This is a genomic window from Sulfitobacter faviae, from assembly GCF_029870955.1.
Classification (GTDB): Bacteria; Pseudomonadota; Alphaproteobacteria; order Rhodobacterales; family Rhodobacteraceae; genus Sulfitobacter; species Sulfitobacter faviae.
In genome coordinates this window covers 955,708-982,587 of the sequence record NZ_PGFQ01000001.1, presented here as the reverse complement: position 1 = coordinate 982,587, position 26,880 = coordinate 955,708, and the positions used below count along the sequence as shown (strand labels likewise).

Sequence of the window (26,880 nt, the reverse complement as noted above, 5' to 3'; positions counted from 1 at the left end):
TTGGGACAGATTTGAGGATCTGAACAACGGAGGGTTTCTGGTTCATCGTAGCCTTTAAGGAGCGAAGATGAACAAGAAGCCCGGAACATCGAAAGACGCAGCTGACAAGCTGGTCAAAAACATCCGCCGCAAGACCCGCCAGACCTACTCGGCGGAGGAGAAGATCCGCATTGTTTTGGCCGGATTGCGCGGGGAGGAAAGCATCTCGGCGTTATGTCGCCGCGAGGGTATCTCTGACAGCCTGTATTATACTTGGTCGAAGGAATTCCTTGAGGCTGGAAAGCGTCGCCTTTCCGGCGACACAGCGCGTCAGGCGACATCGCCTGAGGTGAAGGATCTGCGATCCGAGGCCATGGCTCTGAAAGAATGCGTGGCTGATCTAACCCTTGAGAACCGCCTGCTCAAAAAAAGCATGACAGGGGCTGGGGAGTTCGAGGAATGAGGTATCCAGCAACCGAGAAGCTTGAGATCATTCGCACGGTTGAGGGATCACACCTGCCCACAAAAATGACCCTTGATATGCTGGGTATCCCGCGCACGACATTTTACCGATGGTATGACCGCTACGTCGAAGGCGGCCTTGATGCATTGGCGGACCGCGCGCCTCGGCCGAAGTCGGTCTGGAACCGTATTCCGCAGGACCGGCGGGATGATCTGATCGAGTTTGCGCTGGAACATGAGGCGCTGACCACACGCGAACTGGCCGTCAAATATACTGATGAGAAGCGGTATTTTATCTCTGAATCATCGACTTACCGCATTCTGAAAGCTGCCGATCTGATCACGGCACCCGAGTATGTGGTGATCAAGGCTGCCGATGAGTTCTCGGACAAAACCACGGCGATCAATCAGATGTGGCAGACCGACTTCACCTACTTCAAGATCATCGGCTGGGGCTGGTATTACCTCAGCACGATCCTGGACGATTACAGCCGGTATATCATTGCCTGGAAGCTCTGCACGACCATGCGAGCCGAGGACGTGACAGACACCATTGAGCTGGCTCTTACGGCGTCTGGCTGCGACCAAGCCGTGGTCCGACACAAGCCGCGCCTGCTCAGCGACAACGGGTCGTGCTACATATCCGGCGACCTGGCCAAATGGCTGGGGGACCAGAAAATGGATCACGTTCGCGGTGCGCCGTTCCATCCGCAAACCCAGGGCAAAATCGAGCGCTGGCATCAGACCATGAAGAACCGGGTTCTACTGGAAAACTACTACCTGCCCGGCGATCTTGAACGCCAGATCGGGGCCTTCGTCGACTATTACAACAACCAGCGCTACCACGAGAGCCTGAGCAACGTCACACCCGCTGACGTCTATTTTGGACGTGACAAAGCCATCATCAGAGAAAGGGAAAAGATCAAGAAAATGACGATCCAAAGCCGCCGCTTGCAACATCAAAAACAAGCAGCATAATCAATCACGCAAACGAACCAGAGCCTCCAAAGTTCAAGCCGCTCTGATGTCCCATTTTATATGACGACGGACAATGCGAGGTGCGGGGCCGAAGGGCTATCCGGGCGGGGCTGAAGTGGTCAACATGCGCCCCCTTCCTATTTGCTGAATAAAGGGATCGCCGCCTTGCCCTGCGTCGGCGACGGGCGGCAGTCTGGCACGTCCGGGTCGCCTTCGATCCTTAACGCCTCACCCGAAGCGGCGGAGGGAGGCGGCTTGGCTCTTTTGAAAACCGGTGACCGGGTGCGATTTGATCTGGGAAAAGGCACCGCGGACATGCTGGTACCGCTGGACGAGCTGGCCGAGCGGGCGCGTCAACTTGTCAGGGAGGGGGGATATCAAATGCCCGCCAGCCAGACACCGTGGCAGCAGTACTTCCGCGAGCTAACAACCGGATTGGACACAGGGATGACATTGCGCGATGCGCCCACCTATCGCGATGTCGCCCGTAAGAGCAGGCCGAGGGACAGTCACTGATGACCGATTTGTTCATCCTATAAAGAGGGCGGACGCCATTCGAGCGTGAGTTGGCGCCCCGCTCTACCGCCCCAGCCAGCCGCCATCGACAGGCAACGTAATCCCCGTGACATAACGCGCGGCGGGGGAGGCGAGGAACGTGACCGCACCCGCGATATCCTCGGGCTCGGCCCAGCGACCCAGTGGGATACGGTCGAGGATCGCTTTGTTCCGCTCGGGGTCTGCGCGCAGGTCTGCGGTGTTGTTGCTGACGACATAGCCCGGCGCGACAGCATTCACCGTGATCCCCTGTGCCGACCACTCGTTAGACAGGGTTTTCGTAAGCCCCGCCACGGCGCTTTTCGATGCTGTATAGGATGGCACGCGAATGCCGCCCTGAAACGAGAGCAGTGATGCAACGTTGATTACACTGCCGCCTTGTTGTGCCGTCACGCGCGCCTTGGCAAAGGCTTGGCTGAGGAAGAAGACGACCTTGAGGTTGATATCCATCACGGCGTCCCAATCGGCCTCCGTGAACACCAGACTATCCGCGCGGCGGATGATGCCTGCGTTGTTAACCAGTGTATCAATCGGCCCGAACTCGGCCACAGCCTGTTCGAACGCGGCGACCGCGCCTGCGACCGTTCCCAGATCGGCCTGCACCGCATCAGCTTTGCCACCTGCTTCGGCAATAGCCTTTAGCGTGTCCGCCATGCTGGACCGACCCACCGCGATGACGTGACAGCCTTGGGCTGCCATATCAATCGCGATTGCCTGACCGATGCCTGTGTTCGCGCCGGTCACAAATGCGCGGCTTCCCTGCAGTGAAAAGCGGCTCATTTGAGGTCTTCCATCGCGACCATATCCATATCGGTGAAGGCCATATTGTCGCCCGCCATCGCCCAGATAAAGGAATAAGCAGCCGTGCCAGCGCCGCTGTGTATCGACCACGGGGGGACAGAACCGCCTGTTCGTTGCGCACGATCATGTGGCGGGTCTCATCCGGTTCACCCATCAAATGCACGACGTTCTGATCTTCGGGCAGATCGATGTAGATATAGGCTTCGGAGCGGCGTTCATGCACATGCGCGGGCATCGTGTTCCAGATCGAACCGGGGGCGAGTTTCGTCATTCCCATGACGATCTGGCAGCTCTCGATCCCCTCGGGATGGATGAACTGGTAGATGACACGCTCGTTGCAGGTATCGCGCGACCCGAGCGGAACCTGCCGTGCATCGTCGATGGTTACCAGTTGCGCAGGAATGGCGCGGTGGGCGGGGGCGGAGATGATATAAAAATACGCGTCCTCTCCGCTGAGCGTTACGGCGCCGGTTCCCATGCCAAGATACAGCATGTCGCAGCGGCCTAAGGAATATGTCTCTCCGCCCGCCTCAACAGTGCCGCCTGTGCCGAGATTGACCAACACAGCCTCGCGGCGATCCAGCCAAGATGGCGTGCCCGTCTGGTCGACCGCATCAATCGCGAGCGGCCCGCTTTTCGGCTTGGCGCCCCCCACGATCATGCGGTCATATTGGGTGTATGTCAGATTGACCTCGTCATCCTTGAACAGGTCTTCGATCATGAACTCCGCACGCAGTTCCGCGCTGCTCATCGTCTTGGCGTGGCGCGGATCAATTGCGCGGCGTAGGTTGGTCTTATGCATCGTTTCCTCCCGTGATGCCTGAATGATCGAAGGCTCTAATAGGCCTTGCTTTGTAGGGGTACTCCCGTGCCCCTACTGGTCCTCAAATGTTTCGAAATAGCTGGCGTTGGTATCGGTGATGCTTTGGATCGTCTCATCGAGACGTGACAAATGCAGCGCCCCTGCGGCGACAGCCTGGTCTGCATCATGCGCCTTGACCGCCTCTGCGATTGCTTTGTGATCCGCCAAAAGCTCAGGCATGCGCTGTTCCTTAGACAACCCAAGCCGACACAGGCGGTCTACTTTCGCCTTCTCCCGCATAATCACGTCGAAGGCGAATTCTGCATCCGCGATGCCGCAAAGGGTTTCATGAAACTCATAGTCCAGCTTGCCGAAGCCATCGACATCGTGGTCCTGTATCGCCTGCTCTTGCAGCTTTAGGGCCGCGTCGATCTTTGCCGTACCATCGGCATCGCATTTTGCAGCGGCGCGGCGCAGAACTTCGTATTCCACAGAAGCGCGCACGAAGCGGGATTTCTCGATCTCCCGCATGGAGAACCGCTTTACCTCAGTTGCGCGTTGCGGGCGGATCAACAGCAGGTCTAAATTCGCCAACCGGCTAAAGGCATCGCGCACGGGTTGGCGCGAAAAACCGAATTTCGTTGCGATCTCCGCCTCGGAGATCTTGTCGCCGGGAAGCAATGCCAATGTCGAAATTTCGCTGTGCAGGTAATCGAACACCTCATCGACGCTGGTGCGCCGCTCGCTCAATTTGGTTACCTTCGCCATGTCGCTACCTTCTCTTAAAGGGGCCGTGAATTTCGCCGTCTCGTGGCATTGGGCATACTGGCCCCACAGGAGCGGCTCACTCACTTTTGCTTCTTTGAAGCCGCCAGATCCAGAAGTCTAGGGATACCCTACTCAATAAATGACTAGTATGCTAGTACTCAGATCGAGTTGATTCGACCGAAGTTCGCGGCGAGACGTGTTGTAAATTACTGGGCGGGGGGCATTTCCCGCGCCGCCCAGCATATGCCGATACGATGGATCGCGCTGCTTTGGACGCTTCGCAGAAACCGGCCAACATATTGTTGTGCCACGCCAGTCAGAAGAAAGTAGATTTATGAAACTTGCAGGAAAAACAGCCATCATCACTGGCGGTGGTCGGGATATCGGGGCGGCGGTCGCGCTCAAATTTGCGGAAGAAGGCGCGAATGTCGCGATCAACTATTTCGCCAGCTCCACAGGTGCCGACGATGTGGTTGCCAAGATCGAAGCCGCTGGCGGCAAGGCAATTGCGGTTCAGGGTGATCTGAACAAACAGGCAGACGTCGATGATCTGGTGGCAAAAACGCTCGAAGCATTCGGCGGTATTGATATCCTGGTGAACAACGCAGGCGGGCTGATCGCACGCAAAACACTGGCGGAGATGGACCTTGATCACTGGAATGCGGTCATGTCGCTGAATCTGACCAGCACATTCATGATGACCAAAGCCTGCTTGGAACACATCAAAACGGGGACGATCGTGAACCTTGCCAGTCAGGCGGCGCGTGATGGCGGCGGCCCCGGTTCGGTGGCCTATGCGTCCTCCAAGGGTGCCATTGTGACCATGACCCGCGGTTTGGCCAAAGAGCTTGGGCCCGATGTGCGCGTAAACGCGCTTTGTCCCGGCATGATCGACACGGATTTCCACAACATCCACACGCCCGATGCGGGCCGTCGCGGGTACGAGGCGAACGCCCCGCTGAAACGCCAAGGCACCGTGGATGATGTAGCCAGTGCTGCGCTCTTCCTCGCCTGCGATGACAGTGCCTTCCTCACGGGGACAAATATCGACATCAATGGCGGTATGCTGTTCAGCTAAGGATCGAAGATGGCCGATTTTCCTGTTGTTTCCACCGGCGAAAACGTCACCCGCCAAGTGCTCTCGGACCATCCTGAGATGATGGTCGTGGCGTTCCGCTTTGCAAAAACCGGCGCGGTTGGCGCGCTGCATAATCACCCGCATGTGCAGTCGACATATGTCGAGACAGGGCGTTTCCGCTTCACCCTTGGCGATGTCGAAAAAGAGGTGGGGCCCGGTGATAGCTTTGTCATTCCGACCCAACTGACCCATGGATGCGTCTGCCTTGAGCCGGGCACGTTGATCGACTGTTTCACGCCTCGGCGTGACGATTTCCTGTAGCCTTCGGTATGCGGATTTTATCCATAGGCGAATGTATGGCCGAGCTTTCCCCGCAGGAGGATGCGGGGGCGTTCAAACTTGGGTTTGCGGGAGATACGTTCAACACCGCGTGGTATTTGGCGCGCATCGCCCCCGACAGCCAAGTGTCCTATTTTACGGGGCTGGGGGATGACGCGATATCAGGCCAGCTGCGTGATACGATCACAGCTGCCGGCGTCGATGACAGCTATTGTGTCGAGGTGCCGAACCGGACCGTGGGCCTCTACCTGATCTCTTTGGAGAATGGCGAACGGAGTTTCTCCTATTGGCGTGGTCAATCGGCGGCCCGCAAACTGGCCGCTGACCTCCCCGCATTGGAACGCGCGATTGACGCGCATGATCTAATCTATTTCTCAGGGATCACCTTGGCGATCCTTGAGGCTGGCGACCGCGACGCGTTCATTTCTGCTTTGAAAGCGGCTCGTGCCAGCGGCAAAACGATCGCATTCGACCCCAATCTTCGCCCCCGTCTTTGGGACGATAGCGACACGATGCTTTCGGTCATCATGGCGGGTGCTGCGGTGTCCGACATTGTCCTACCCTCGTTCGAGGATGAGGCGGATTGGTTCGAGGATACGTCCCCACAAGCCACGGCAGATCGCTACGGCGCGGCAGGGGCAAGCATCGTAGTCGTCAAGAATGGCGCCGGTGACGTCTACTATGTCAGTCCAGAGGATCGCGGAACTATTGCCGTCGCACCGGTAACGCATGTGGTGGATTCCACGGCTGCCGGTGACAGCTTCAACGCGGCAATCCTTGCGGGGCATGTCGGTGGGCAGCCATTGTCAGACAGTATCGCGACGGCCTGTCGTTTGTCCGGCGCAGTCGTTCAGGGCCGTGGGGCGTTGGTCGACATCAATCTGGGCCCATCCAAAATTTGAAAGGGCGGAAGGATGCGGGAGACTTGGCGCTGGTTCGGTGAGTTCGACCCTATTCCGCTGGATCAGGTCGCACAGACAGGGGCGGCGGGCATCGTGAGCGCGCTGCATGCGATCCCCTACGGCGAAGTCTGGACCCGTGACGCCATTTCCAAACGCCGGAACGAGATTTCGGCGGCCGGGTTCACATGGGATGTCGTCGAAAGCCTGCCCGTTCACGAAGACATCAAACGCGGGACCGGTGATCTGCCGGGCCTGTTCGAAAACTACCGACAATCCCTCGCGAACCTTGCCGCCGAAGGCATCACCACCGTCTGCTACAACTTCATGCCGATCCTTGATTGGACCCGCACCGACCTAACGGCACCTGTCGCGCGCGGTGGCACTTGTCTGCACTTTTCAGCAGCCAAGATGGCCGCGTTCGAAATTCATATGCTGGGGCGCGAGGATGCAGCGGAAACCTATCACCCCGATGCCGTCCGTCAGGGCCGCGCGTGGCATGACACGGCTTCACAAGAGGACAAGGCGTCGCTCTTGCACGCGATCATGTCCGGCCTTCCGGGGGCGTATGACAGGTACGATATCAGCGGGTTGCGCGAGGTTCTAACCACATACGACGGGCTGACCCATGATGATCTGCGCGCAAATCTCGCGCGGTTTCTGGCGGAAATCATTCCGGCCGCAGCCGAGCTTGGCATTCGCATGTGCATCCACCCCGATGATCCCCCACGCGACATTCTGGGCCTGCCCCGCATCGTATCGACGCAAAGCGCTATCGACTGGATCATGAACGCCCACCCTGAGCCTGCGAATGGCCTGACGCTTTGTAGCGGCTCGCTCGGGTCTCATGCGGATAACGACGTGCCCCGAATTGCCCGCGCCTTTGCGGATCGCATCCACTTTGTCCATCTGCGTAACGTGGCTAAATCGCACGACGGGTCGTTTAGCGAGGCGGCCCATTTGACGGGCGATGTCGACATGGTCGCGGTGGTGGATGAAATCCTGAAGGCCGAGAGGCTACGCAATGCTGAGATCCCTTTTCGTGCGGATCACGGTCACGCCCTTTTGTCGGATGCCGAAACGGAAACCCAGCCCGGCTATACCCTTATCGGGCGGTTGCGCGGCTTGGCCGAACTGCGCGGGATCATCACTGTCCTGAACAGATGACTTTCTTCTAGTATACTAGTCTGTATGAACGTAAGGTAAGGCAAGAGATTACTTGTTCGTCTAGGAGTAGAAAATGGAAAACCCTGTTATCGGCTTTATCGGGCTCGGCCTCATGGGCGGCAATATGGTCGAATGCCTTCAAAAGAACGGCATCGAACCCGTTATCATGGGCCGCAATAGAAAGGCAGTTGATGCGGCAGTTGCCCGCGGAGCCCGCGAGGTGGCCACCCCTCGGGAGATGGCGGAGGCTTGCGACATCATCATGCTTTGCGTCACCACCTCCGACGTCGTGGAAAGCCTGGTCTACGGCGACGATGGCATCTTGGCTGGGATCAAAAAGGGCGCCGTTCTGATCGATTTCGGCACATCCATTCCGGCCTCCACGCGCAGGATCGGTGCCGACCTCGCCGCCAAAGGCGCGGGCATGATCGATGCGCCATTGGGCCGTACACCTGCCCACGCCAAGGATGGGTTGCTGAATATCATGGCCGCAGGGGATGAGGACATATTCGCCTCGGTCAAACCGGTGCTCGATATTCTGGGTGAAAACGTATTCTACGTTGGCGCGCTCGGTGCGGGGCATACGACGAAATTGATCAACAACTTTATGGGCATGACGACCGTCAGCGCCATGAGCCAAGCCTTCGCCGTTGCCGACCGTGCGGGCCTCGACACTGCGCAGTTGTTCGAGATCATGTCGGCAGGCCCGTCCAATTCCCCCTTCATGCAGTTCTGTAAGAAATACGCCGTCGATGGTGTAAGCGACCTTGGGTTCTCATTGGCGAATGCCAACAAGGACATCACCTATTTCCTTGAAATGGTCAGCGATCTTGGCACGCGGTCCGAGATTGCCGAAGGCACGTCGCATAACCTTCAGGCCGCCGTCGATGCGGGCATGAGCGATGGCAACGTGCCCGAAATTTTTGATTATTTCCTGAAGCTTAAAGGCTAGGCGTCTTTTGCGTCAAACGCGTCAACACCGGCCTGCGCGACCTCAAGGTCTTGGGCCGGTGTTCCCGAACTTACGCCGATACCCCCGATCACTTCGCCATCCTTGAATATCGGCAGCCCGCCTGCAATCACGACAAAACGCCCGCCATGGGCGGAGGTGAGCCCGTAGACCGGGCCGCCCGGCATGCTGGGTTCGGCCAAGGCCTGCGTCGGCTTCTGGGTTCCCGTCGCGGTAAAGCATTTGTCGATGGCCATCGTGATGCTGGGGATTTTCCCTCCATCCATGCGTAGAAACCCGATCAAGTGACAGCTTTCATCCATGACCGCGATGCACATCGGCACGCCGATTGCCTCGGCGTGTTTCCTTGCGGCTTCGATAATGCGCTGCGCGTCGTCGCAATCAAGACGGTGAATAGTCTGCATTCTATGTTCTTTCTTCTATTTCTTGTGGGGCACTAACGGCCCGTTCAATCGCCCTGCGCACGCCAAAGGCCCAAACCTCTTTCGCGGCGGCGGTCAAAGGTGCTTTCAGTTGATGCGCCAAGCCTTCGGGGAACACCGCGCTCATTCCCAGCAGCGCGGTTACGGTTGCTTCCGGGCCGTCTGCATTGGCGGTCAGTGCATGGAGCTCGCTGGCCAGAGGGTCGCGAAGATCGATGGCATCGCCCGCCTCATCGATGCCGCGCACATAGAACATCCATGCCGCAACCGCCAAACACATGAGCGGTGTATCGCGGCCGGATTGATGAGCGTCGCCCATGGTTCCCAGCAACCGTTGTGGCAGTTTCTGGCTGCCATCCATTGCGATTTGCCATGTGCGGTGCCGGATATTGGGATTTGCGAAACGGGTGAACAATGCGGTGGCATAATCGCTCAGATCCACGCCTGCCGGTGCTGTGACCGTCGGCATAATCTCAGCCCAAAGACCGTGAACAAACCGCTCGAACACAGGATCGGCCACGGTGTCGGAAATGGTTTCATATCCTGTCAGATAACCTGTGTAGGCCAGAGCGGAATGCGCGCCGTTCAGCATTCGCAGCTTCATTTCTTCGTGGAAAGCGACATCGGCCACCAGTTCGGCACCCGCGGCGGCCCAATCGGGCCGTGCATTCGCGACAAAGCTGTCTTCGATAACCCATTGGGCAAAGGGCTCATGCACAACCGGCGCGGCATCATAGCGGCCCGTCAGCGCGGCGACCCGCGCAATGTCATCTTGGGTTGTCGCAGGCGTGATACGGTCAACCATCGTGCAGGGAAACCGGGCGTTCTCGGCGATCCAGCGCTCCAACTCAGGGTCTACGAGGGCCGCAAACTCAAGGATCAGCCCGCGCAAAAGCCGACCGTTCTGGGGAAGGTTATCGCAGCTCATCACTGTGAAAGCCGGTGCGCCCGCGCGCTTACGTTCCGCCAAAGCGCGCACGATGTATCCGATGGCGGATCTAGGAAGCTGGCTCGTCAAATCATGTGCGATATCGGGGTGATCGCGGTCCAGTTTTCCCGTCGCGGGGACGTGGCAATAGCCCTTTTCGGTCACCGTTAGGGTCACGATACGCACATCCGCTTCGGCGATCGCTTTCAACACCGCGTCAGGGTTTTGCGGTGCGACGAGCACGTCATTCAGGATCTCGATCACACGCGGGGTTTCCGCCTCCGCTCCTACGGAAACGGCGGTGTAGGCCCAGCCCTGATCCCGCAAAGCGTCACGCAGACCCGAACTGCGAAGAGAGACCCCGACGATCCCCCAATCGCCGCCACTTGCCACCATGGCATCGCTGGTTATCGGTGCGCCGAAAGCCCGAAAGAATGCACCCAGGCCGAGATGGACAATACCGGTTTTCGGACGCGGATCGGTCGAGCGTTGCAGACGGGGTTGAGTCATAGTTTATAGGCCGCCTTGGCCAACCCGTAGGACAGGTCATGGGCCACTTCGTCGGCTTCGTCACGGTCAAGTCGGCCTGTCTCAACCAGCGTGGCCAGAAAACTGCAATCGACGCGCCGCGCAACATCGTGCCGCGCGGGGATTGAGCAGAAGGCCCGCGTGTCATCGTTGAAGCCCACGGTATTGTAGAAACCCGCCGTTTCCGTGACCGTTTCGCGAAACCGCCGCATGCCTTCGGCGCTGTCGTGAAACCACCACGGCGGCCCCAGTTTCAGCGCGGGATAGACTCCAGCCAAGGGCGCAAGCTCCCGCGCGAACGCCGTCTCATCCAGAGTGAAAACGATGATGGTCATTTTCGGGTCTTGCCCCACGGCGTTCAGCAAAGGGCGCAGCGCGTGGACATAATCGGTGCGCGTTGGGATGTCATAGCCTTTGTCCCGGCCAAAGCGTTCCATGATCGGCCCGCTGTGATTGCGATAGGACCCGGGGTGAATTTGCAGGACCAATCCGTCATCCAGCGACATCCGTGCCATTTCAGTCAGCATATGACCGCGAAACGCATCCGCCTCTTCCTGCGTACAGGCGCCACGCAGGGCTTTGTCGAACAGGGCGGCGGCTGCCTCTTGCGAGAGGTCCTCGGTTCGGGCGGTGGGATGGCCATGATCTGTGGACGTGGCCCCGAACTCCTTGAAATAGGCACGCCTGTTTCGATGGGCGGCAAGGTATCCGGCCCAAGTGGTCGTATCTTCACCGGCCAGTTCGCCCAAGGTCGCGACATTGTCGGCGAATCCTTCAAACTCGGGGTCGATCACGGCATCGGGCCGGTAGGCCGTGACCACCCTTCCCGACCAGCCGCCTTCCCGTATCATGCGGTGCCAGCGCAGGTCATCAATCGCGCTTTCGGTAGTGGAGATTGCTTCGATGTTGAAGCGTTCGAACAGCGCACGGGGGCGGTAGGTCTCTTGCGCGAGGCAATCGTCGATCTGGTCGTAAATCTCGTCAGCCGTGGTCGCAGACAAACGCTGGGTGACGCCAAAGACCTCTTGCAGCGCCTGGTCGATCCAAATGCGCGAAGGTGTGGCGCGGAACAGGTGATAGTTGCTTGCAAACAATTGCCAAATCTTACGCGGGTCTTGTTCGACGGCGCCGCCATCGACGCGCGGCACACCCAGATCCTCCAACGCGATCCCCTGAGAATGGAGCATCCGGAACACATAGTGATCGGGCGTGACGAACAGCTCGGGCGGGTTGGCGAAAGCTTTGTTTTCCGCGAACCAGCGCGGATCAGTATGGCCATGAGGGCTGATGATGGGTAGATCGCGCACCCCATCATAAAGCGTGCGTGCCAGTTCTCTTAGCTTGGGTTCAACCGGAAACAAGCGGTCGGGGTGAAGCAGGGTCATCACGGGGCCTTTGCTGATGTCGCATCTGGTATTCTAGTCAGCACGGGTTGATCTGTCACGTGATATAAGGAACTGATGACCTTCTTCTGTTCGAAGTCTTTCCTACAGCTGGTGAAAGAAAGTCAGAGGTTGAGCGTGATCCTTTGCACCCGCCAGTTCGAGCGATGGTAGGGTGCCCGATAAATAACCGCCCCCCCTAACAAGAGACGCGGATCGATCACTGACCCCCTAAAAACCTTAGTAAAAACCGCGGTCTCGTGCAAAAAATACCACTTTCGCAGATGGATAATTGACTCAAACACGGACAGGCCATACTAGTATACCTGTTATGGTGAGCGAGTGATGTGGGAGGGCACATCAACGTTCCAAATAGTCAAACGTATCTGGGAGGATCACATGACAATAGGTTTTACACTTCGCAGCGCACTGCTCGGCAGTTGTATCGCACTCGCGGCGACATCCGTTTCGGCGAAAGAGCTCAGAGGCTGGAACATTCACGTTGAGGAATATCCGGTGTCTATCGCCATGGACTTTTTCGCAGAGTCCATCTCTGAGGCCACGGGCGGCGAATTGACGGCAAAGACTTTCCACAATGGCGTTCTGGGCAGCCAGCCTGACGCGATCGAACAGCTTCGCCTCGGCGTATTGGATTTCGGTGAATTCAGCCTTGGCCCGTTCGGAACTTCCGTGCCGGAGGCCAACGTCGTTTCGCTGCCGTTCATCTTCTCTTCGATCCCGCAGATGTACAAACTGATGGATGGCGAAGTGGGCGAGGCGATTTCCGAAGGCATGCGCGCCCGCGGTGTTGAGCCGCTTGGCTGGTATGACGCTGGCGCCCGGTCCTTCTACAACTCCGCCCGCCCGATCAACACGCCGGCCGATGTCGAAGGTCTGAAAATCCGAGTGATGAGCAACGACCTCTTCGTGCAGATGGTCGAATCCATGGACGGCAACGCGACGCCGATGGCATTCTCCGAAGTGTACCAGTCGATCCAGACAGGCGTCGTCGATGGCGCGGAGAACAACCCGCCCTCTTACGAATCGACAAGCCACTATGAGGTCGCAAAATACTACTCGCTGACCGAGCACCTGATCATTCCCGAGTGCCTTTGCATGTCGAAAAAGACTTTCGACTCTTTGACACCCGAGCAGCAAAAGATCGTGAAAGAGGCGGGACAAGCCTCTACCGAATTGCAGCGTGAACTGTGGCAGGCCCGCGAAGCGGCTTCGATGGAGACTGTCAAGGCCGGCGGTACAATCGTGAACACCGTGGAAGACAAGGCGCCTTTCCAAGCCAAGATGACACCGGTTTACGAAAGCTTCCTTGAGGCGAACCCTGATCTTGCGCCGTTGGTGGACATGATCCGCAACGCTGAGTGAACCTGCTTTGAGTGAATGAATGAAACGGCCCGTGTCCTTTGCGGCGCGGGCTGTTTTGCATCGGACAAAAAACTGAACACGGCGAGACTGTTATGAGTGGCAAGAAGACCGTTCTGAAAAGATGTGAAACCGTACTGGCGGCCGTTCAATGGGCCAGCATTCTGACGGCGTGTATCGCCCTCGTCGTTCTAATCGTTACATTCGGCTGGCTGGTCTTTGGCCGCTATGTTTTGAACGCCACGCCAACTTGGGTCGAGCAGCTTGCCTTGCTTCTGATCTGCTACATTGCATTTTTGGGCGCTGCCGCGGGGTTCGGGACAACACCCATCTGGGCGTCACACTGTTTCGCGACGTCATGCCCATTCCGGTGCAAAAAGTCATCATGATGGCAATCGACTTTATCCTCGCCGCGTTCGGTGGCGTCATGTTTTACGCAGGCACGCAATTGATGATATTCGGCTGGGATTCCAACCTGCCTATGCTGGAAATCCCCGAAAGCTTTCGCACCCTCGCCATCACCCTGTGCGGCGCCTTGATCGTGCTGCATGCGGGCACGCGCGGCATCATTCGCATTCTTACCTATTCCGATTGGCATCCCCAATTCGAAACGCAGGAGTCCTGATATGGGCCTGATGATCCTTTTGCTTGTGTTTGCCATCGGCGTCTTCATCGGCTTGCCCGTCGCCTTTGCCATGGGCATCGCTGCCGCCTCTGCCTTCTGGATCGAAGGCTTTCCGATGCTCATCACTTTCCAGCGTGCGACAGCGGGCGTTTCGGTCTTCTCCCTGCTGGCGATCCCCTTCTTCGTACTCGCGGGCGAGATTATGCTTCACGGCGGGATTGCTGCGAGACTGGTCAAGCTCGCCTCGGCCCTCGTAGGGCACCTCAAGGGCGGCCTTGCGATGGTGAATATCTTTTCGTCTATGCTGTTCGGCGGCATCTCCGGCTCTGCCGTGGCGGATATCTCGGCGCTTGGATCGATCCTTGTCCCCGTTATGAAAGAGCGTGGATACCGGCCCGACTTTGCGGTGAATGTCACGGTGACGTCGTCCATCGCCGGGATTGTCATCCCTCCCAGCCACAACATGATCATCTTCGCCGTTGCCGCCGGTGGCGGGATCTCTGTCTCCAAACTGTTCCTTGCTGGGGTCGTCCCCGGTCTGTTGATGTGCATCAGCCTTGCGATCGCCGCCTATATCCTTTCCGTCAAACATAACTATCCATCCGAGCCATTCCCCGGATGGCGTGAGGTTGGACGCAGTGCCGCCGACGCGATACCCGGCTTTTTGACAGCCGTGATTATCGTCGGCGGTACGCTGTCGGGTGTGTTTACCGTGACGGAATCCGGTGCCTTCGGTGCGATCTACGCAATCCTTTTGACCAAGTTCTACTATCGGAGCCTGACGTGGCACTCCTTCAAGATCGCTTTGGTCGGTACCGTGCGCACGACGTCGATGGTCATGATCCTTATCGCCTTTGCCAGCTCGTTTGCCTATCTGCTGGCCCTCTACCAAGTACCTGCCCGCCTCAGCGAAGCCTTGGTTTTGATCTCGGATAACCCCATCATCATTTTGCTGATGATCAACGTGATCCTGCTAGTGCTCGGAATGATCATGGATATGGCCGCCCTTATTCTGATCTGCACACCGATCTTTCTGCCTATCGCAAAGGGTCTTGGCATGGACCCGACGCAATTCGGCATCATGATGTTGATGAACCTCGGCCTCGGCCTCTGTACACCGCCCGTCGGAACCTGTTTGTTCGTGGGATGTGCGGTCGGTCGAATCAAGATCGAAACGGCGTTGAAATCGATCTGGCCCTTCTACATCGCGATCCTCGGCGCTTTGATCTTGGTGACCTATGTTCCGGCTGTATCGCTTTGGTTGCCGTCGCTGTTCTGATTTTGCGCTCCCCGCTTGAAGGCGGGGGGGCACTGCTTTCGGTCTGACCTACCACTGTCTCGGGGCAGAGCGTAGCGGCGAAGCGCCACTGAATCGCCCATTCATCCATCTTGTAGTATTGCCGGTGGGTGAAGGCCGGGAAAGCGGACCTTAGTGATCTTAGCAGCAAAAGACAGGTTGAGCGCTTGCTGACCAATTGAGGTGCAGAGTTCTTCGCCACTGCTGCATAGGCCGCGCCGCTAGGAGCGGCCCAAAGCATGCGTAATTGGACTGGCCCTGAACTGAGGTCGAGTTCCCGATAGGATCACTGGGAAACTGTGAACAAGGGGGATTTCGAATGGAATATTATGCTGGTTTGGATGTGTCGCTGCGGTCCTGCGCGATTTGTGTTGTCGACGGCAAAGGCACGGTTCTGCATGAGCGAGACCTGCCGTGCGAGATTGAGGAGATCGCGAGGTATCTGACGGCGCTTGTCGGTGTCGACCCAAAGACAGTCCGGCGCGAACGCCCGCCGGACTGCCCTGAGATCCGCAAGGAGATGCAGGAGATCGCCGGAAAGCGGCGCCGGTTCGGCTACCGCCGGATTGGCGTGTTGCTTGAGAGCAAGGGCATGAGAATGAACCGCAAGAAACTGTATCGGCTCTACCGGGAAGAAGGGTTGTCAGTGAAGCGGCGGCGCGGCCGCAAGCGGGCTCGTGGAACGCGCTCCCCGATGCCGGAGGCTGCGTACCCCAATGCGCGCTGGTCTCTGGACTTCCTGGCTGACAGCTTCGGCCCATCCCGGAAATTCCGCATCCTGGCAGTGATAGACGATTGCAGCCGCGAAAACCTGTGCCTGATTGCTGACACCAGCATCTCGGGCGCGCGTGTTGCGCGTGAGCTGGATGCGCTGGTGCGGATCTACGGTAAACCCGGATGCATAGTCTGCGACAACGTCCTATGTCGGGAACTTCCGGCTGTTTAGGTCAGCAGGTCATGGGGCATCCGGCAAACCGGATGCCCTACAATCCTTGCCCAGACGGGCTCTGCCGTCAAGAAATGATCTCTTCCATAGCAAACACAGGGTACGCGCGATGGCGGCCCTCACCGTCCTTAATACGAGATCCCATTTCCCAAGCAGAAGGCCCAAACATTATCTACGAGGTCAGCACACTGCCTCCACGGCTCATCAGAGAGAGGTCCTTCCGCCTGGGCTCACCCCCTCGAAGAAGGGGCGATAGGGTGCGCCGTGTTTGACCACGGCGTGTACGGTGCGCGCCATCTTTGCTGCGATTGCGGTGTAGGCCTTGCGACGCAGATGGGCATTGTGACGGTCTTTGGAGATGTAGCGCTCGAACTTGTCGCGGAAGCTGTTGGTCCGCTTCAGTACTGCGGTCTGGCCGGTCATCCAGAGCGTGCGGCGCAACCGGGCATTGCCGTACTTCGAGATCCGGCTCTGGCCGCGGAACATGCCCGACTGCACGGTGGCAAGGTCCATGCCGCAGAACTTCAGAAACCGCCGGTGATGGCGAAAACGACGCAGGTCACCGGCCTCGGCCAGGATGGTCATGGCGTTGATCGGGCCGATCCCGGGAATGGTTGTCAGCAGCTGATAATCGGGGAGGTCCGAAAGTAATTCGACGGCCCGCGCCTCAATGATATCGCGCTGTCGGATCAGGCTTCTGCCTTCAGCCAACACCAAGCGGAACATGCGGACAGCGTCAGAATCCGGCTGAACTGGCAAGCCCACCGAGCCAACGGCCGTGGCATAAATATCTGAAAGCAAACGCTCTTTGGACACTTTGCGTCCAACCACTTTCCATGCATCGGCAATGAATGCCTCCCGGCTCATCGCCGTGATCATATGCGGGGTTGAATACTTCTCGAGGAAAGCCAGGAACCAGTCGGTTCTCGAATTCCGGTGAAATCGTTCGGCCTCGGGGAAGTAGAGCGGCAGATAATGTGTCAGGATGCGATGCCACAGCTCGGTCTTCGAACGGGAGACGATCTCATGGGTCTTTGACAGTTCCTGAATGTCGGCGGTCCCGGTCACCAACGGATCGTGAAAGAACTGAGTCGCAGTCTCGCGCGGGCCATGCGCGGCCTGCGTCATTCTTCATCTGATCGCGTAGCAGGTTAATACCATACATTCGCTCGGCGGTGCGCATATTTTGCGAAGCCCATCACTGACGCCCGCCGGGCGTTTTCATTTCGGTTTAAAGCTTTCCCTTGTCTGCCGACGCGTTAGTTGTTGAACATGCAAACGAGGGGGACAAGAATATGACCGCAATCGTCGATTTCCTGAACACCGTCTTATGGGGCTACGTCCTCGTATATGGCCTGCTGGCTGTCGGGCTTTACTTCACTTGGCGCACTGGGTTCCTGCAATTCCGGCATTTCGCCGAATTCTTTCGCGTGGTCAGATCCTCGCGTGACACTTCCGCCGCGGGCATTTCACCATTTCAGGCGCTGACGATCTCTCTCGCCAGCCGGGTCGGTACGGGCAACCTCGCTGGGGTGGCTGTGGCGATCTACCTCGGTGGGCCGGGGGCTGTGTTCTGGATGTGGGTTGTGGCGCTCGTCGGCATGGCGACGGCCTATGCGGAATCGACCTTGGCGCAGCTTTACAAGGTTCGGAACGCGGATGGGCAATACCGTGGCGGGCCGGCTTTCTACATGTCCCGGGGCATCGGGTCGAACGCCATGGGCTATGTCTTTTCGGTCTGCCTTATCATCAGCTTCGGCCTGATCTTCTCGGCGGTACAGGCAAACTCGATCTCCGTCGCGATGGAGGAAGCCTTTGCCATTCCCAAACTCGTCACCGGCCTTGTCGTCGGCGGTTTTGCGGGCATCGTCATCTTCGGCGGGATCAAATCCATCGCGCGGGTCGCGGAAAAGATCGTTCCCGCTATGGCCGGGCTCTATATCGTCGTGGCGCTGCTCGTCGTGGTTTTGAACATCGCCGATGTGCCCGCCATGCTGGCCTTGATCGTCAAATCGGCCTTTGGTTTCGAAGCGGCGGCAGGCGGCTTTACGGGGGGCTTCATGGTGGCCCTGCTCAACGGTGTGAAGCGCGGTCTGTTCTCGAATGAGGCGGGCATGGGCTCGGCCCCGAACATCGCCGCCGTCGCGGTGCCCGATCCGCACCATCCGTCCAGTCAAGGGCTGGTGCAGGGGCTTGGCGTCTTTATAGATACGCTGGTGATCTGCACGGCCACGGCGCTGATGATCTTGCTGTCGGGCGTGGTCGACTATTCCGAAGGTGCGGCGACCGGCATGGCGCTGACGCAGATCGCTTTGGAACAGCATATCGGCGCATTCGGTCCGATCTTCATCGGGATCGCCATCCTGTTCTTCGCCTTTACCTCGATCATCGGGAATTATTCCTATGCCGAGAACGCGATGGAGTTCCTTGGGATGGGCAAGCGTATCCCGCTTCTCGTGCTAAAGGCGCTTGTGATCGCGATGGTGGTCTGGGGCTCGTTGCAGGCGGTCACGACCGTGTTCAACTTCGCCGATGCCTCCATGGCGCTGATGGCGACGGTCAACCTGATCGCCATCCTGATCCTGTCCAAGACCGTCGCCAAACTCACGCGGGACTATTTCGCGCAGCGCAAGGCGGGGAAAGAGCCGATGTTCAGGATCGCCGAATATGCCGAGCTTGGCGATGGCGTCGATCACACGATCTGGAACAGCAATGTTGCCCGTGAAACGGAAGGCGCCAAGCCTGACTGAACGCAAGGCAAGGCGAGGGGGTGGCCCCTCGCCTTTGCCATTTCGTGAACTCTAAAGCGGATTTCGCCGCCGCAAGAAGTCGGGAGGCGCTTGAGCTGGCCCTAGAAAATGGCCAGCCTCACAGTAGATACGGGCCATCGGCGGCACGCTTTGAGGCTACTTCACGCCCCCCACAATCGCGTGCAAACCGGGGCAATCTCACCTTCGATCGCCGCCATCGCGTCAACGATCAGGTCCTCGCGCCAGCGGCGGCCTGCGATTTGCACGCCGATGGGCTGCGGGCCTTGGGGCAGTTCCGCGATATGCGTGGGAATGTTGCCCGCAGGCAGGCCGGTGAAGTTCATCACGAAAGACCAAAGCCCCTTGCCCAAGACTTCGCGCACGCCCTCAGGGCCTTCGGTGTCGCGCCCGGCGGCGAAGAAGGGGGCGAACATGAAGGGGGTCAGCACGAGGGGGTAGTCCTCAAGAAACAGCGACCATTCGCGCGCGTAATGGGTGCGTTTGGCCAGCATGGCAAGCTGTTCGGTGCCTTTGAAGGGCGGGTATTCGGCGTAGTAATCCTCAAAGATCGCCTTCAGATCGTCGGAGCCATGGGTACGGATGTCCTCGCCCATCAGCGCTTCGACTTCGCCCATCAGGGCGCGATAGCCGTTTTTGCCAGCTTCATAGGCAAGGGGCGGTTCCACCTCTTCGACGGCGTAGCCTGCGTTGGACAGGGCAGAGGCGGCTTTGTCGAGCGCGGTGGCCACATCCGGGTGCAAGCCAAAGCCGAAATCATCGCGGGTGAAGGCCACGCGGATCGGGCCTTCGATGGCGTCGCCGCGCCAGGGCAGCGGCACATGGAAAGGGTCGCGCGCATCTGCGGCGATCAGGCTGGGCATCGACAGATGCAGGTCCGCCGCCTTGCGCACGATCAGCCCCTGCACCGACATGGATTGCGCCAAGAGACCGCGTTCGGCCTTTTGGCTGGGGTTGTAGGCGGGTACCCGGCCTAGGCCCGGCTTGACCGTCACCGCGCCATTGGCCGAGGCCGGGAAACGCAGCGAGCCGCCGATGTCGTTGCCATGAGCCAGCGCGCCGATCCCGGCCATGACAGCCGCCCCCGCCCCACCGGAGGAGCCGCCCGCCGAAAGGTGCTGCCCCCACGGGTTATGGGTGCGCCCATAAAGCGGGTTGTCGGTATCGGCGCGAAAGGAAAACTCCGGCGTGTTGGTGCGCCCGATGACGATGGCGCCCGCCTGTTTGAGGTTGCGCACCACCGGCGCATCCTCGGGCGCGATGATGTCTTTGAAGGCGGGCACGCCGTTGCTTGTAGCATGGCCCTTTTGGTCGACGTTGATCTTGATCGTGACCGGAACACCATGCAGCGGCCCTTTGGGCGCGTCGCTTTTGTCGAGGGCGGCAGCCTCGGCGCGGGCCTCATCGGCGAGGCTCTCGACCACCGCGTTCAAAGCCGGATTGACCTCTTCCATGCGGGCAATCGCCGCCTCGGTCGCTTCAACCGCCGAGAGTTTTCCTGCGCGGGTCGCGGTTGCGATTTCCTGCGCGTCCCATTGCCAAAGCGGTTTACTGTCGGTCATTCCGGTTCCTTTCGTTCAGTCGTTTTCAAAGCCGCATCCGCGCCCTGATGTCGCGAACTTCGGAGAAAGAATTTAGCAACGCAAGTAAATTCGCGGCGAAACCCTTTGCCGAAGGCGGGGGTGGCTATATTCGAGGCTTTGGGCGGTCACCCGGCCATGATGGCACTGGCGGCCTCTATGGCGAGGGGGGCAGCCTTGGCGACAAATTCCTCCGGCGTGTATTCCGAGAGGGAGCCTGCGAGATGTATCGCGCTGAGAGGCGCGCCGTTCCGGTCGGTGATGGCGACGCCCACCGCGACCTCGCCCAAGGCATATTCATCGCAGACCACGGCAAATCGGTTTTCGCGGGCGATGCTAAGCTCGGCCATGATCGCTTCGGGGTCGGTCTTGGTGCTGGCGGTGAAAGGGTGCAAGGGCGCGCGGGTGAGAATTTCGCGCGCCGCATCATCGGTAAGCTGTGCCAGCGCGGCACGCCCGCCCGCGGTGCAAAAGGTCGGCACGCTATGGCCCACGAGGGTGGCGAAAAAGGTCTCGCGTTTGCTTTGCATGCGCAGGGCATAGATCAGGCGCGTCTCGTCATAGAGGCTGAGATCGACCCGTTCGCGCAGGGATTTGCGCAGTTCCAGCAGGACCGGCGTGGCTTTCTGCACCACGGGGTCGAGCCGTAGCAGATCGAGCGTGTGATCGAGCAGTCGGATGCCGGGCAGGTATCCGCGATCATCCCCGCTGCGCCGGATATAGCCGAGTTTGGTGAGCGTATGGACCAGCCGTTGTGCCGCGGATCGGTCGATGCCTGCGGTCTTGGCGATGTCGGAAAGGGTCATCGGCCCGGTCGCGTTGTGAAAGGCGCCCAGCACCTGCATTGCGCGATCTGCCGCCCGGACGAACAAACGGTCGTCCTCTGCCTGATTCTGCGCCGCCTGCGGGGCGTCTTCACGGAAAAATCTACTCATAAATGGCCTGTAGTTGACGAATCGTTAAAGCGCCGCTTACGCTTGCTGTGCACTATAGCTGTATTGCAATGCGATACACAATGGGCGTGGCCCGCGGATGACGGGGCCGAGAAGGCGAAGGAGACAGGTTTGGAAAGTGGTTCTGGAATGCGCGTGGCTGTTGCGGGCTTTCTGCACGAGACAAACACATTCGCCCCCAATCCGGCGGATATGCAGGCTTTCCAGCTGGGCGGCGGCTATGTCCCCATGGTGCGCGGTGCGGCGATGTTGCCCGCCTTCGAAGAGGTCAACCTTGGCATGGCGGGTGCGCTGCGGGTGGGCCAAGCGCAGGGCTGGGATATCGTTCCGATCCTCTGGGCGGGGGCGATCCCCTCGGCCCATGTGAGCCGCGACGCCTATGAGACGATTGCGGGCGAGATCATCGAAGGCATTCGGCAAGCCGGGCCGCTTGACGGGGTCTTTCTGGACCTGCACGGCGCTATGGTGGCGGAGCATCTCGATGACGGGGAAGGGGAGCTTGTCCGCCGTCTGCGTGCGGTCGTGGGGCCGGATGTGCCCATCGCCACGGCACTTGATCTGCACGGCAATATCTCTGAAGATTTCGTTGCGAATGTCGATGTGCTCGTCGGTTTTCGCACCTATCCGCATGTGGACATGGCCGATACCGGCGCTGCCGCGGCCCGCCAACTCGACCGGATCATGACGACCGGCCAACGCCCGGCCAAAGCCTTTCGCCAGATGTCATATTTGGTGCCGATCCCGTTTCAATCGACCGAAATGTCGCCGGGGCGTGAACTTTATGAGGGGGTCGCCGCCTGTGAAGCCGCGGGGGCGATCTCGGCCAGCCTGTTCATGGGTTTCCCGGCGGCGGATATTCCCGACTGCGGCCCCGTGGCTGTTGCCTATGGCGAGACGCAGACCGCAGCGGACGCCGCCGCCGACAGGCTTGCCGCAGCCTATGAGGCGGCATCGCCCGCCTTCTTGGAGAATGAGGCCTATGATCCCGACAGGGCGGTGGCCGAGGCCCTGTCGCGTGCCGCCGGGCCGGGGCGTGGGCCTGTGGTCATCGCCGACACCCAAGACAACCCCGGCGCGGGCGGCGTGTCGGCCACCACGGGCATGTTGCGCGCGCTCGTCAAGGCCGAGGCCCAGAATGCGGCCATCGGGTTGATCGTCGACCCCGCCGCCGCCGAGGCGGCGCATCAGGCCGGGGTCGATGCCGAGGTTAACCTGCGTCTTGGCGGACATGCCGACATCACGGATGACGCGCCGTTTGAAACGGTGGCGACGGTCCAGCATCTTTGCGACGGAACCCTGCGCGCGACCGGCCCCTATTATGGCGGCACGGCGCTGAACCTTGGCCCCTCGGCCTGCCTGCGCATCGGCGGGGTTCATGTCGTCGTGACCAGCCGCATCGCCCAGATGGCCGACCGCGAGATGTTCCGCTTTGTCGGTATCCAACCCGAAGAGATGGATCTCTTGGTGGTCAAAAGCTCTACCCATTTCCGCGCTGACTTTGCCCCCATCGCGCGCGACATCCTTGTCGCCTGTGCGCCGGGGCCGATGCCCCTCAATCCAGCCGATCTGCCCTTCACGCGCCTGCGCGCGGGGCTTCGGCTGTCTCCGAATGGCCCCCGTTTCGGGGCCAATGGTGCCCAAAGCGCACCACCCGACCAGGGCGGCAAGACCGCCTTGGCCCAATAAAAACCAAAAGATCACTCAACAAGGGAAAACCACATGATACCTCTACGATCGGCACTGAAACAGTCGCGCGGACTTGCCGCCGCCTTTGCCGCGACCACGGCGCTTTTGGCACCCGGCTCTCTGGCGGCGCAGGATGGCGAAACGACCATCACGGCGGTCATGCACTCGGGCCTGCGGGTTCTCGATCCGGTCATCACCACCGCGCATATCACCCGCAACCACGGTTATATGGTCTATGACGTGCTGACCGCCGTGGACGAAAACTTTGAGCCGCAGCCCCAGATGGCCAGCTGGGACGTCTCGGATGACGGGCTCGTCTATACTTTCACGCTGCGCGATGGGTTGATGTTCCATGACGGCGCGCCGGTGACTGGCGAAGATGTCGTGGCCTCGCTCAAACGCTGGGGCAAGCGTGACGGCGGCGGGCAGTTGATCTTTGACGTGACCGAGAGCCTTGAGGCCAGTGACGAAAAGACCGTCGTCTGGACCCTGACCGAGCCTTTTGGCCCGCTTTTGTCGGTGATCTCCAAACAATCCGCGGTGCCGCCTTTTATCATGCCCAAGCGGGTGGCCGAAACTTCGGCGGATGAGACGATCACGGAATATATCGGCTCCGGCCCCTTCGTCTTTAACCAAGATGAATACGAGCCCGGCGTGAACGTCACCTATGAGAAGTTCGACGACTACGTCCCGCGTGACGAGGAAGCCTCGTGGATGGCGGGTGGCAAGGTGGTCAATGTCGACCGTGTGGTCTGGACCACGATGCCCGATGCGCTGACCGCGATCAACGCGCTTTCGGCGGGGGAAATTGACTATCTCGAACAGGTACAGATCGACCTGCTGCCGATCCTCGACGCCAGCCCCGAGGTCACGGTCGAGACCCGCGATGACCTTGGCTATGTCACCATCGGTCGGCCCAACCACCTGCACCCGCCCTTTGACAACAAGCTGGTGCGTCAGGCGGCGATGGCGGCGCTGGACCAAGAGTCCATGCTGCAAACGATGCAGGGCGACCCGGCCTATTACAACGTCTGCGGCGCGATCTTTGGCTGTTCGACACCCTTGGGCGACGAAGCGGATGCTGAGATCGTGACCGGCGGCGCGGATCCGGAAAAGGCCAAGGCCCTGCTCGAAGAGGCGGGCTATGACGGCACGCCCATCGTGCTGATGGCGCCGACGGATGTGATCAGCCTGATCAACCAGCCGGTGGTGGCCGCCCAAGCCCTGCGCGAGGCGGGTTTCGAAGTCGACATGCAGTCGATGGACTGGCAATCGGTCGTGCAGCGCCGCGCCCAGCAAAGCCCGGTCTCTGAGGGCGGCTGGAACATGTTCTTCACCAACTGGATGGTGCCCGAGATTTCGGACCCGCTGACCAATGTGATGGTCAGTGGCCGTGGCGACGAGGCGTGGTTCGGATGGCCCGATGACCCCAAGGTCGAAGAGCTGCGCGCGAAGTTCATGAAGGCCGAAGGGCCCGAGGCGCAAAAGGAAGTGGCCGTCGAGATCCAGAAACACGTCATGGATAACGTCAACTACATCATGATGGGTGAATATCTGATCCCGCAGGCGCGTCGGAACACGATCCAGAACATGCTGCCATCGCCCGTGCCGGTGTTTTGGAACATGACCAAAGAGGCGGAGTAATCCAGCCGCTCGGAGAGCGCGGTCGCCGCGCTCTCCACCGTCATCTCTGCCCGCAGGCAGCGCCCCCGCTTCCGGGCCTGCCTTCTTTCCGCCGAAAGGGACCTTCCGGAAAATGCTCGTCTATATCCTGAAGCGCGTCTTGGCCACGATCCCGGTCATGCTGATCGTCGCCATCTTCGTCTTCCTCCTGCTGCGTCTCACCCCCGGTGATCCGGCAGCCATTCTCGCCGGCGATGCCGCCACCCCTGCACAGCTTGAACGGATCCGTGACCGTCTGGGTCTGAACGACCCGCTGCTGACACAGTTCTTCACATGGATCGGGCAATTGCTGCGCGGCGATCTGGGCGTCTCGCTTTTGTCGAACACCTCAGTGGCGGGCATGTTGGGCGACCGGCTGGGGCCGACCATCAACATCGCGCTGATGACCATCACCATCTCTGTCCTGCTGGCGGTGCCGATGGGCGTGATCGCCGCTTGGCGTCACCGCACTTGGGTCGACTTTCTGGTGATGTCCTTCTCGGTGCTGGGCTTTTCGGTGCCGGTCTTCGTGATTGGCTATATCCTGATCCAAATCTTCGCGATCGAACTGCGTTGGGTGCCGGTGCAGGGCTACAAAGCGCCGTCGGAGGGCATCGGGCCGTTCTTCTCGCGCGCCATTCTGCCCTCGCTTACGCTGGCTACGATCTATGTGGCGCTCATCGCGCGGATGACGCGGGCCTCCATGCTTGAAGTGCTGGGCGAAGATTACATCCGCACCGCCCGCGCCAAGGGCGTGCGCGAGAATGTCGTGCTGTTCCGCCATGCGCTGCGCAATGCCGCCGTGCCGATCCTGACCATCATCGGCACCGGTTTCGCGCTGCTGATCTCGGGCGTGGTGGTGACGGAAAGCGTCTTTAACATTCCCGGCATCGGGCGGCTTACGGTCGATGCAATCCTCGCGCGCGACTACCCCGTCATTCAGGCGATGATCCTGCTGACGGCGGGCATCTACGTCTTCGTGAACCTTTTGGTTGACGTCTCTTATTCATTCTTCGACCCAAGGATCCGGTACTGACATGATCGAGCAACCCCAATCCCGTCACAGCGCCTTTCAGGTGCTGACCGGACTGCTTTCCCTGCCTGCGGGCGCAAGGGTCGGTATCGGCCCGTTGCTGGCGGCGCTTATCCTCCTGGCCATCGTGCTGGCGTCGATCTTGGCGCCGCTTTACGTGCCCTATGACCCGCTGGCGATGAACTCCGCCGCGCGGCTCAAGCCGCCTTCCGAAGAGTATCTTTTGGGCACCGACCCCTATGGCCGCGATACGTTCTCGCGGGTGATGACCGGCGGGCGCGTGTCGCTGCTGATCGGCGTCGGGGCGGCCTTGGTCAGCGTTGCCATCGGCTTGGCCATCGGCCTTGTCGCCGGTTTCTTTCGGGTGGCGGATGGCATCATCATGCGGATTATGGACAGCCTGATGGCGATCCCCGCGATCCTTCTGGCGATTGCCCTCGTGGCGCTGAACGGGCCATCGCTCGGCTCGGTCATCATCGCCATTACGGTGCCGGAGGTGCCCCGCGTGGTGCGGCTGGTGCGCTCGGTCGTGCTCTCGGCACGGGAGGAGCCCTATGTCGAGGCCGCCATCGCGCTCGGCTCGTCGATGCCCAAGATCCTGATCCAGCACCTAATGCCCAACACCATGGCACCGCTCATCGTCCAAGGCACTTATATCTGCGCGTCGGCGATCCTGATCGAGGCGATCCTGAGCTTCCTCGGTGCGGGCGTCAGCACGGAGATCCCCACATGGGGCAACATCATGGCCGAGGGGCGGACGTATTTCCAAATCAAGCCGGGGCTGATCTTTTGGCCGGGGCTGCTGCTGTCGCTTTGCATCCTGTCGATCAACCTTTTGGGCGACACCGCGCGCGATCTGCTCGACCCGCGCATGAAGAAACGGGAGGGCTGA

The 26,880-nt window shown here is 59.7% G+C and carries 22 protein-coding genes and 3 pseudogenes; 16 read left to right on the top strand and 9 right to left on the bottom strand.

Annotated features, from left to right (window positions below):
• Window positions 1–67: 67 nt before the first annotated feature.
• Window positions 68–1,419 (top strand): IS3 family transposase gene (locus CUR85_RS05120; protein WP_280322053.1). Its coding sequence is split into 2 segments (ribosomal slippage): window positions 68–404 and window positions 404–1,419, totalling 1,353 coding nucleotides; the frame shifts between segments, so codons are not numbered across the junction.
• Window positions 1,420–1,492: 73 nt separating this feature from the next.
• A pseudogene (locus tag CUR85_RS05115) lies at window positions 1,493–1,935 on the top strand (dihydroxy-acid dehydratase); the annotation flags it as partial.
• A 63-nt stretch (window positions 1,936–1,998) separates the two neighbouring features.
• Here CUR85_RS05115 and kduD read toward each other — a convergent pair.
• From kduD to CUR85_RS05100, 3 genes are all read right to left on the bottom strand, one after another.
• Entirely contained in the window at window positions 1,999–2,754 is a 756-nt protein-coding gene (kduD, locus tag CUR85_RS05110; RefSeq protein WP_067266909.1) for a 2-dehydro-3-deoxy-D-gluconate 5-dehydrogenase KduD, read from the bottom strand.
• Window positions 2,675–3,577 (bottom strand): 5-dehydro-4-deoxy-D-glucuronate isomerase, encoded by a 903-nt coding sequence (gene kduI / locus CUR85_RS05105; protein ID WP_280322049.1) that lies wholly within the window; start codon window positions 3,575–3,577, stop codon window positions 2,675–2,677. The genes kduD and kduI overlap by 80 nt, the downstream gene beginning before the upstream one ends.
• Before the next feature lie 72 nt (window positions 3,578–3,649).
• Entirely contained in the window at window positions 3,650–4,345 is a 696-nt protein-coding gene (locus tag CUR85_RS05100) for a GntR family transcriptional regulator (protein WP_067266920.1), read from the bottom strand.
• Between the two features lie 334 nt (window positions 4,346–4,679).
• Here CUR85_RS05100 and CUR85_RS05095 point away from each other — a divergent pair, with 334 nt between their 5' ends.
• The 5 genes from CUR85_RS05095 to CUR85_RS05075 all read left to right on the top strand — a co-directional run bounded on the left by CUR85_RS05095 (window position 4,680) and on the right by CUR85_RS05075 (window position 8,780).
• Window positions 4,680–5,423, top strand: coding sequence for an SDR family NAD(P)-dependent oxidoreductase (locus tag CUR85_RS05095; RefSeq protein WP_067266922.1), 744 nt, complete (start codon window positions 4,680–4,682; stop codon window positions 5,421–5,423).
• A 9-nt stretch (window positions 5,424–5,432) separates the two neighbouring features.
• Window positions 5,433–5,744, top strand: a complete 312-nt coding sequence (locus tag CUR85_RS05090) for a cupin domain-containing protein (RefSeq protein ID WP_067266924.1) — start codon at window positions 5,433–5,435, stop codon at window positions 5,742–5,744.
• Between the two features lie 8 nt (window positions 5,745–5,752).
• Entirely contained in the window at window positions 5,753–6,664 is a 912-nt protein-coding gene (locus CUR85_RS05085; RefSeq protein ID WP_067266925.1) for a sugar kinase, read from the top strand.
• A gap of 12 nt (window positions 6,665–6,676) precedes the next feature.
• On the top strand, window positions 6,677–7,828 hold the full coding sequence (gene uxuA, locus CUR85_RS05080; protein WP_067266927.1) for a mannonate dehydratase: 1,152 nt from the start codon (window positions 6,677–6,679) through the stop codon (window positions 7,826–7,828).
• Between the two features lie 73 nt (window positions 7,829–7,901).
• On the top strand, window positions 7,902–8,780 hold the full coding sequence (locus tag CUR85_RS05075; RefSeq protein WP_067266929.1) for an NAD(P)-dependent oxidoreductase: 879 nt from the start codon (window positions 7,902–7,904) through the stop codon (window positions 8,778–8,780).
• On the opposite strand, the gene CUR85_RS05070 is transcribed toward CUR85_RS05075, so the two are convergent.
• From CUR85_RS05070 to uxaC, 3 genes are read right to left on the bottom strand one after another with little or no spacing between them, the layout of a single operon-like run.
• On the bottom strand, window positions 8,777–9,202 hold the full coding sequence (locus tag CUR85_RS05070; protein WP_067266931.1) for a GlcG/HbpS family heme-binding protein: 426 nt from the start codon (window positions 9,200–9,202) through the stop codon (window positions 8,777–8,779). The two genes, CUR85_RS05075 and CUR85_RS05070, sit on opposite strands and share 4 nt — an antisense overlap.
• 1 nt (window position 9,203) lies before the next feature.
• Window positions 9,204–10,658, bottom strand: coding sequence for a mannitol dehydrogenase family protein (locus tag CUR85_RS05065; RefSeq protein WP_067266933.1), 1,455 nt, complete (start codon window positions 10,656–10,658; stop codon window positions 9,204–9,206).
• Window positions 10,655–12,061 (bottom strand): glucuronate isomerase, encoded by a 1,407-nt coding sequence (uxaC, locus tag CUR85_RS05060; RefSeq protein WP_067266935.1) that lies wholly within the window; start codon window positions 12,059–12,061, stop codon window positions 10,655–10,657. Before uxaC ends, CUR85_RS05065 begins: the two co-directional genes overlap by 4 nt.
• A 396-nt stretch (window positions 12,062–12,457) precedes the next feature.
• Between uxaC and CUR85_RS05055 the strand changes: the two genes are divergently transcribed.
• From CUR85_RS05055 to CUR85_RS05040, 4 genes and pseudogenes are all read left to right on the top strand, one after another.
• A complete protein-coding gene (locus CUR85_RS05055; RefSeq protein ID WP_067266937.1) occupies window positions 12,458–13,441 on the top strand; it encodes a TRAP transporter substrate-binding protein in 984 nt (327 codons plus the stop codon).
• Window positions 13,442–13,589: 148 nt separating this feature from the next.
• Window positions 13,590–14,063 carry a TRAP transporter small permease gene (locus CUR85_RS05050; RefSeq protein WP_280322036.1) on the top strand — a complete coding sequence of 158 codons (474 nt, stop codon included), beginning with the start codon at window positions 13,590–13,592 and terminating at the stop codon, window positions 14,061–14,063.
• Between the two features lies 1 nt (window position 14,064).
• Window positions 14,065–15,342 carry a TRAP transporter large permease gene (locus tag CUR85_RS05045; protein ID WP_067266938.1) on the top strand — a complete coding sequence of 426 codons (1,278 nt, stop codon included), beginning with the start codon at window positions 14,065–14,067 and terminating at the stop codon, window positions 15,340–15,342.
• A 337-nt stretch (window positions 15,343–15,679) separates the two neighbouring features.
• Window positions 15,680–16,276, top strand: a pseudogene (locus tag CUR85_RS05040) (IS3 family transposase); the annotation flags it as partial.
• A gap of 234 nt (window positions 16,277–16,510) precedes the next feature.
• On the opposite strand, the pseudogene CUR85_RS05035 reads toward CUR85_RS05040, so the two are convergent.
• A pseudogene (locus tag CUR85_RS05035) lies at window positions 16,511–17,401 on the bottom strand (IS110 family RNA-guided transposase); the annotation flags it as partial.
• A gap of 200 nt (window positions 17,402–17,601) precedes the next feature.
• On the opposite strand from CUR85_RS05035, the gene CUR85_RS05030 reads away from it, so the two are divergent.
• Window positions 17,602–19,056, top strand: coding sequence for an alanine/glycine:cation symporter family protein (locus CUR85_RS05030; RefSeq protein ID WP_067266940.1), 1,455 nt, complete (start codon window positions 17,602–17,604; stop codon window positions 19,054–19,056).
• A gap of 161 nt (window positions 19,057–19,217) precedes the next feature.
• Here the strand turns inward: CUR85_RS05030 and CUR85_RS05025 are convergent, their stop codons facing one another.
• Both CUR85_RS05025 and CUR85_RS05020 read right to left on the bottom strand, forming a co-directional pair.
• Window positions 19,218–20,636, bottom strand: coding sequence for an amidase (locus CUR85_RS05025; RefSeq protein WP_067266941.1), 1,419 nt, complete (start codon window positions 20,634–20,636; stop codon window positions 19,218–19,220).
• Window positions 20,637–20,782: 146 nt separating this feature from the next.
• A complete protein-coding gene (locus CUR85_RS05020) occupies window positions 20,783–21,589 on the bottom strand; it encodes an IclR family transcriptional regulator (protein ID WP_067266943.1) in 807 nt (268 codons plus the stop codon).
• Window positions 21,590–21,718: 129 nt separating this feature from the next.
• On the opposite strand from CUR85_RS05020, the gene CUR85_RS05015 reads away from it, so the two are divergent.
• The 4 genes from CUR85_RS05015 to CUR85_RS05000 all read left to right on the top strand — a co-directional run bounded on the left by CUR85_RS05015 (window position 21,719) and on the right by CUR85_RS05000 (window position 26,880).
• Window positions 21,719–23,293, top strand: a complete 1,575-nt coding sequence (locus CUR85_RS05015) for a M81 family metallopeptidase (RefSeq protein ID WP_231886393.1) — start codon at window positions 21,719–21,721, stop codon at window positions 23,291–23,293.
• 33 nt (window positions 23,294–23,326) lie between these two features.
• A complete protein-coding gene (locus CUR85_RS05010; RefSeq protein WP_067266946.1) occupies window positions 23,327–24,937 on the top strand; it encodes an ABC transporter substrate-binding protein in 1,611 nt (536 codons plus the stop codon).
• A gap of 112 nt (window positions 24,938–25,049) precedes the next feature.
• On the top strand, window positions 25,050–25,991 hold the full coding sequence (locus CUR85_RS05005; protein ID WP_067266948.1) for an ABC transporter permease: 942 nt from the start codon (window positions 25,050–25,052) through the stop codon (window positions 25,989–25,991).
• A 1-nt stretch (window position 25,992) separates the two neighbouring features.
• Window positions 25,993–26,880: an ABC transporter permease gene (locus CUR85_RS05000; RefSeq protein WP_067266950.1), complete on the top strand. Its 888-nt coding sequence runs from the start codon at window positions 25,993–25,995 to the stop codon at window positions 26,878–26,880.

What these genes read in the sequence shown, in the direction of transcription:
- uxaC (WP_067266935.1), bottom strand. Translation starts at nt 12,061, where the DNA reads ATGACCCTGCTTCACCCCGACCGCTTGTTTCCGGTTGAACCCAAGCTA.
- kduD (WP_067266909.1), bottom strand. Translation starts at nt 2,754, where the DNA reads ATGAGCCGCTTTTCACTGCAGGGAAGCCGCGCATTTGTGACCGGCGCG.
- CUR85_RS05070 (WP_067266931.1), bottom strand. Translation starts at nt 9,202, where the DNA reads ATGCAGACTATTCACCGTCTTGATTGCGACGACGCGCAGCGCATTATC.
- CUR85_RS05075 (WP_067266929.1), top strand. Translation starts at nt 7,902, where the DNA reads ATGGAAAACCCTGTTATCGGCTTTATCGGGCTCGGCCTCATGGGCGGC.
- CUR85_RS05010 (WP_067266946.1), top strand. Translation starts at nt 23,327, where the DNA reads ATGATACCTCTACGATCGGCACTGAAACAGTCGCGCGGACTTGCCGCC.
- CUR85_RS05085 (WP_067266925.1), top strand. Translation starts at nt 5,753, where the DNA reads ATGCGGATTTTATCCATAGGCGAATGTATGGCCGAGCTTTCCCCGCAG.
- kduI (WP_280322049.1), bottom strand. Translation starts at nt 3,577, where the DNA reads ATGCATAAGACCAACCTACGCCGCGCAATTGATCCGCGCCACGCCAAG.
- CUR85_RS05090 (WP_067266924.1), top strand. Translation starts at nt 5,433, where the DNA reads ATGGCCGATTTTCCTGTTGTTTCCACCGGCGAAAACGTCACCCGCCAA.
- CUR85_RS05050 (WP_280322036.1), top strand. Translation starts at nt 13,590, where the DNA reads ATGGGCCAGCATTCTGACGGCGTGTATCGCCCTCGTCGTTCTAATCGT.
- CUR85_RS05005 (WP_067266948.1), top strand. Translation starts at nt 25,050, where the DNA reads ATGCTCGTCTATATCCTGAAGCGCGTCTTGGCCACGATCCCGGTCATG.
- CUR85_RS05055 (WP_067266937.1), top strand. Translation starts at nt 12,458, where the DNA reads ATGACAATAGGTTTTACACTTCGCAGCGCACTGCTCGGCAGTTGTATC.
- CUR85_RS05020 (WP_067266943.1), bottom strand. Translation starts at nt 21,589, where the DNA reads ATGAGTAGATTTTTCCGTGAAGACGCCCCGCAGGCGGCGCAGAATCAG.
- CUR85_RS05025 (WP_067266941.1), bottom strand. Translation starts at nt 20,636, where the DNA reads ATGACCGACAGTAAACCGCTTTGGCAATGGGACGCGCAGGAAATCGCA.
- CUR85_RS05065 (WP_067266933.1), bottom strand. Translation starts at nt 10,658, where the DNA reads ATGACTCAACCCCGTCTGCAACGCTCGACCGATCCGCGTCCGAAAACC.
- CUR85_RS05030 (WP_067266940.1), top strand. Translation starts at nt 17,602, where the DNA reads ATGACCGCAATCGTCGATTTCCTGAACACCGTCTTATGGGGCTACGTC.
- CUR85_RS05100 (WP_067266920.1), bottom strand. Translation starts at nt 4,345, where the DNA reads ATGGCGAAGGTAACCAAATTGAGCGAGCGGCGCACCAGCGTCGATGAG.
- CUR85_RS05045 (WP_067266938.1), top strand. Translation starts at nt 14,065, where the DNA reads ATGGGCCTGATGATCCTTTTGCTTGTGTTTGCCATCGGCGTCTTCATC.
- uxuA (WP_067266927.1), top strand. Translation starts at nt 6,677, where the DNA reads ATGCGGGAGACTTGGCGCTGGTTCGGTGAGTTCGACCCTATTCCGCTG.
- CUR85_RS05000 (WP_067266950.1), top strand. Translation starts at nt 25,993, where the DNA reads ATGATCGAGCAACCCCAATCCCGTCACAGCGCCTTTCAGGTGCTGACC.
- CUR85_RS05095 (WP_067266922.1), top strand. Translation starts at nt 4,680, where the DNA reads ATGAAACTTGCAGGAAAAACAGCCATCATCACTGGCGGTGGTCGGGAT.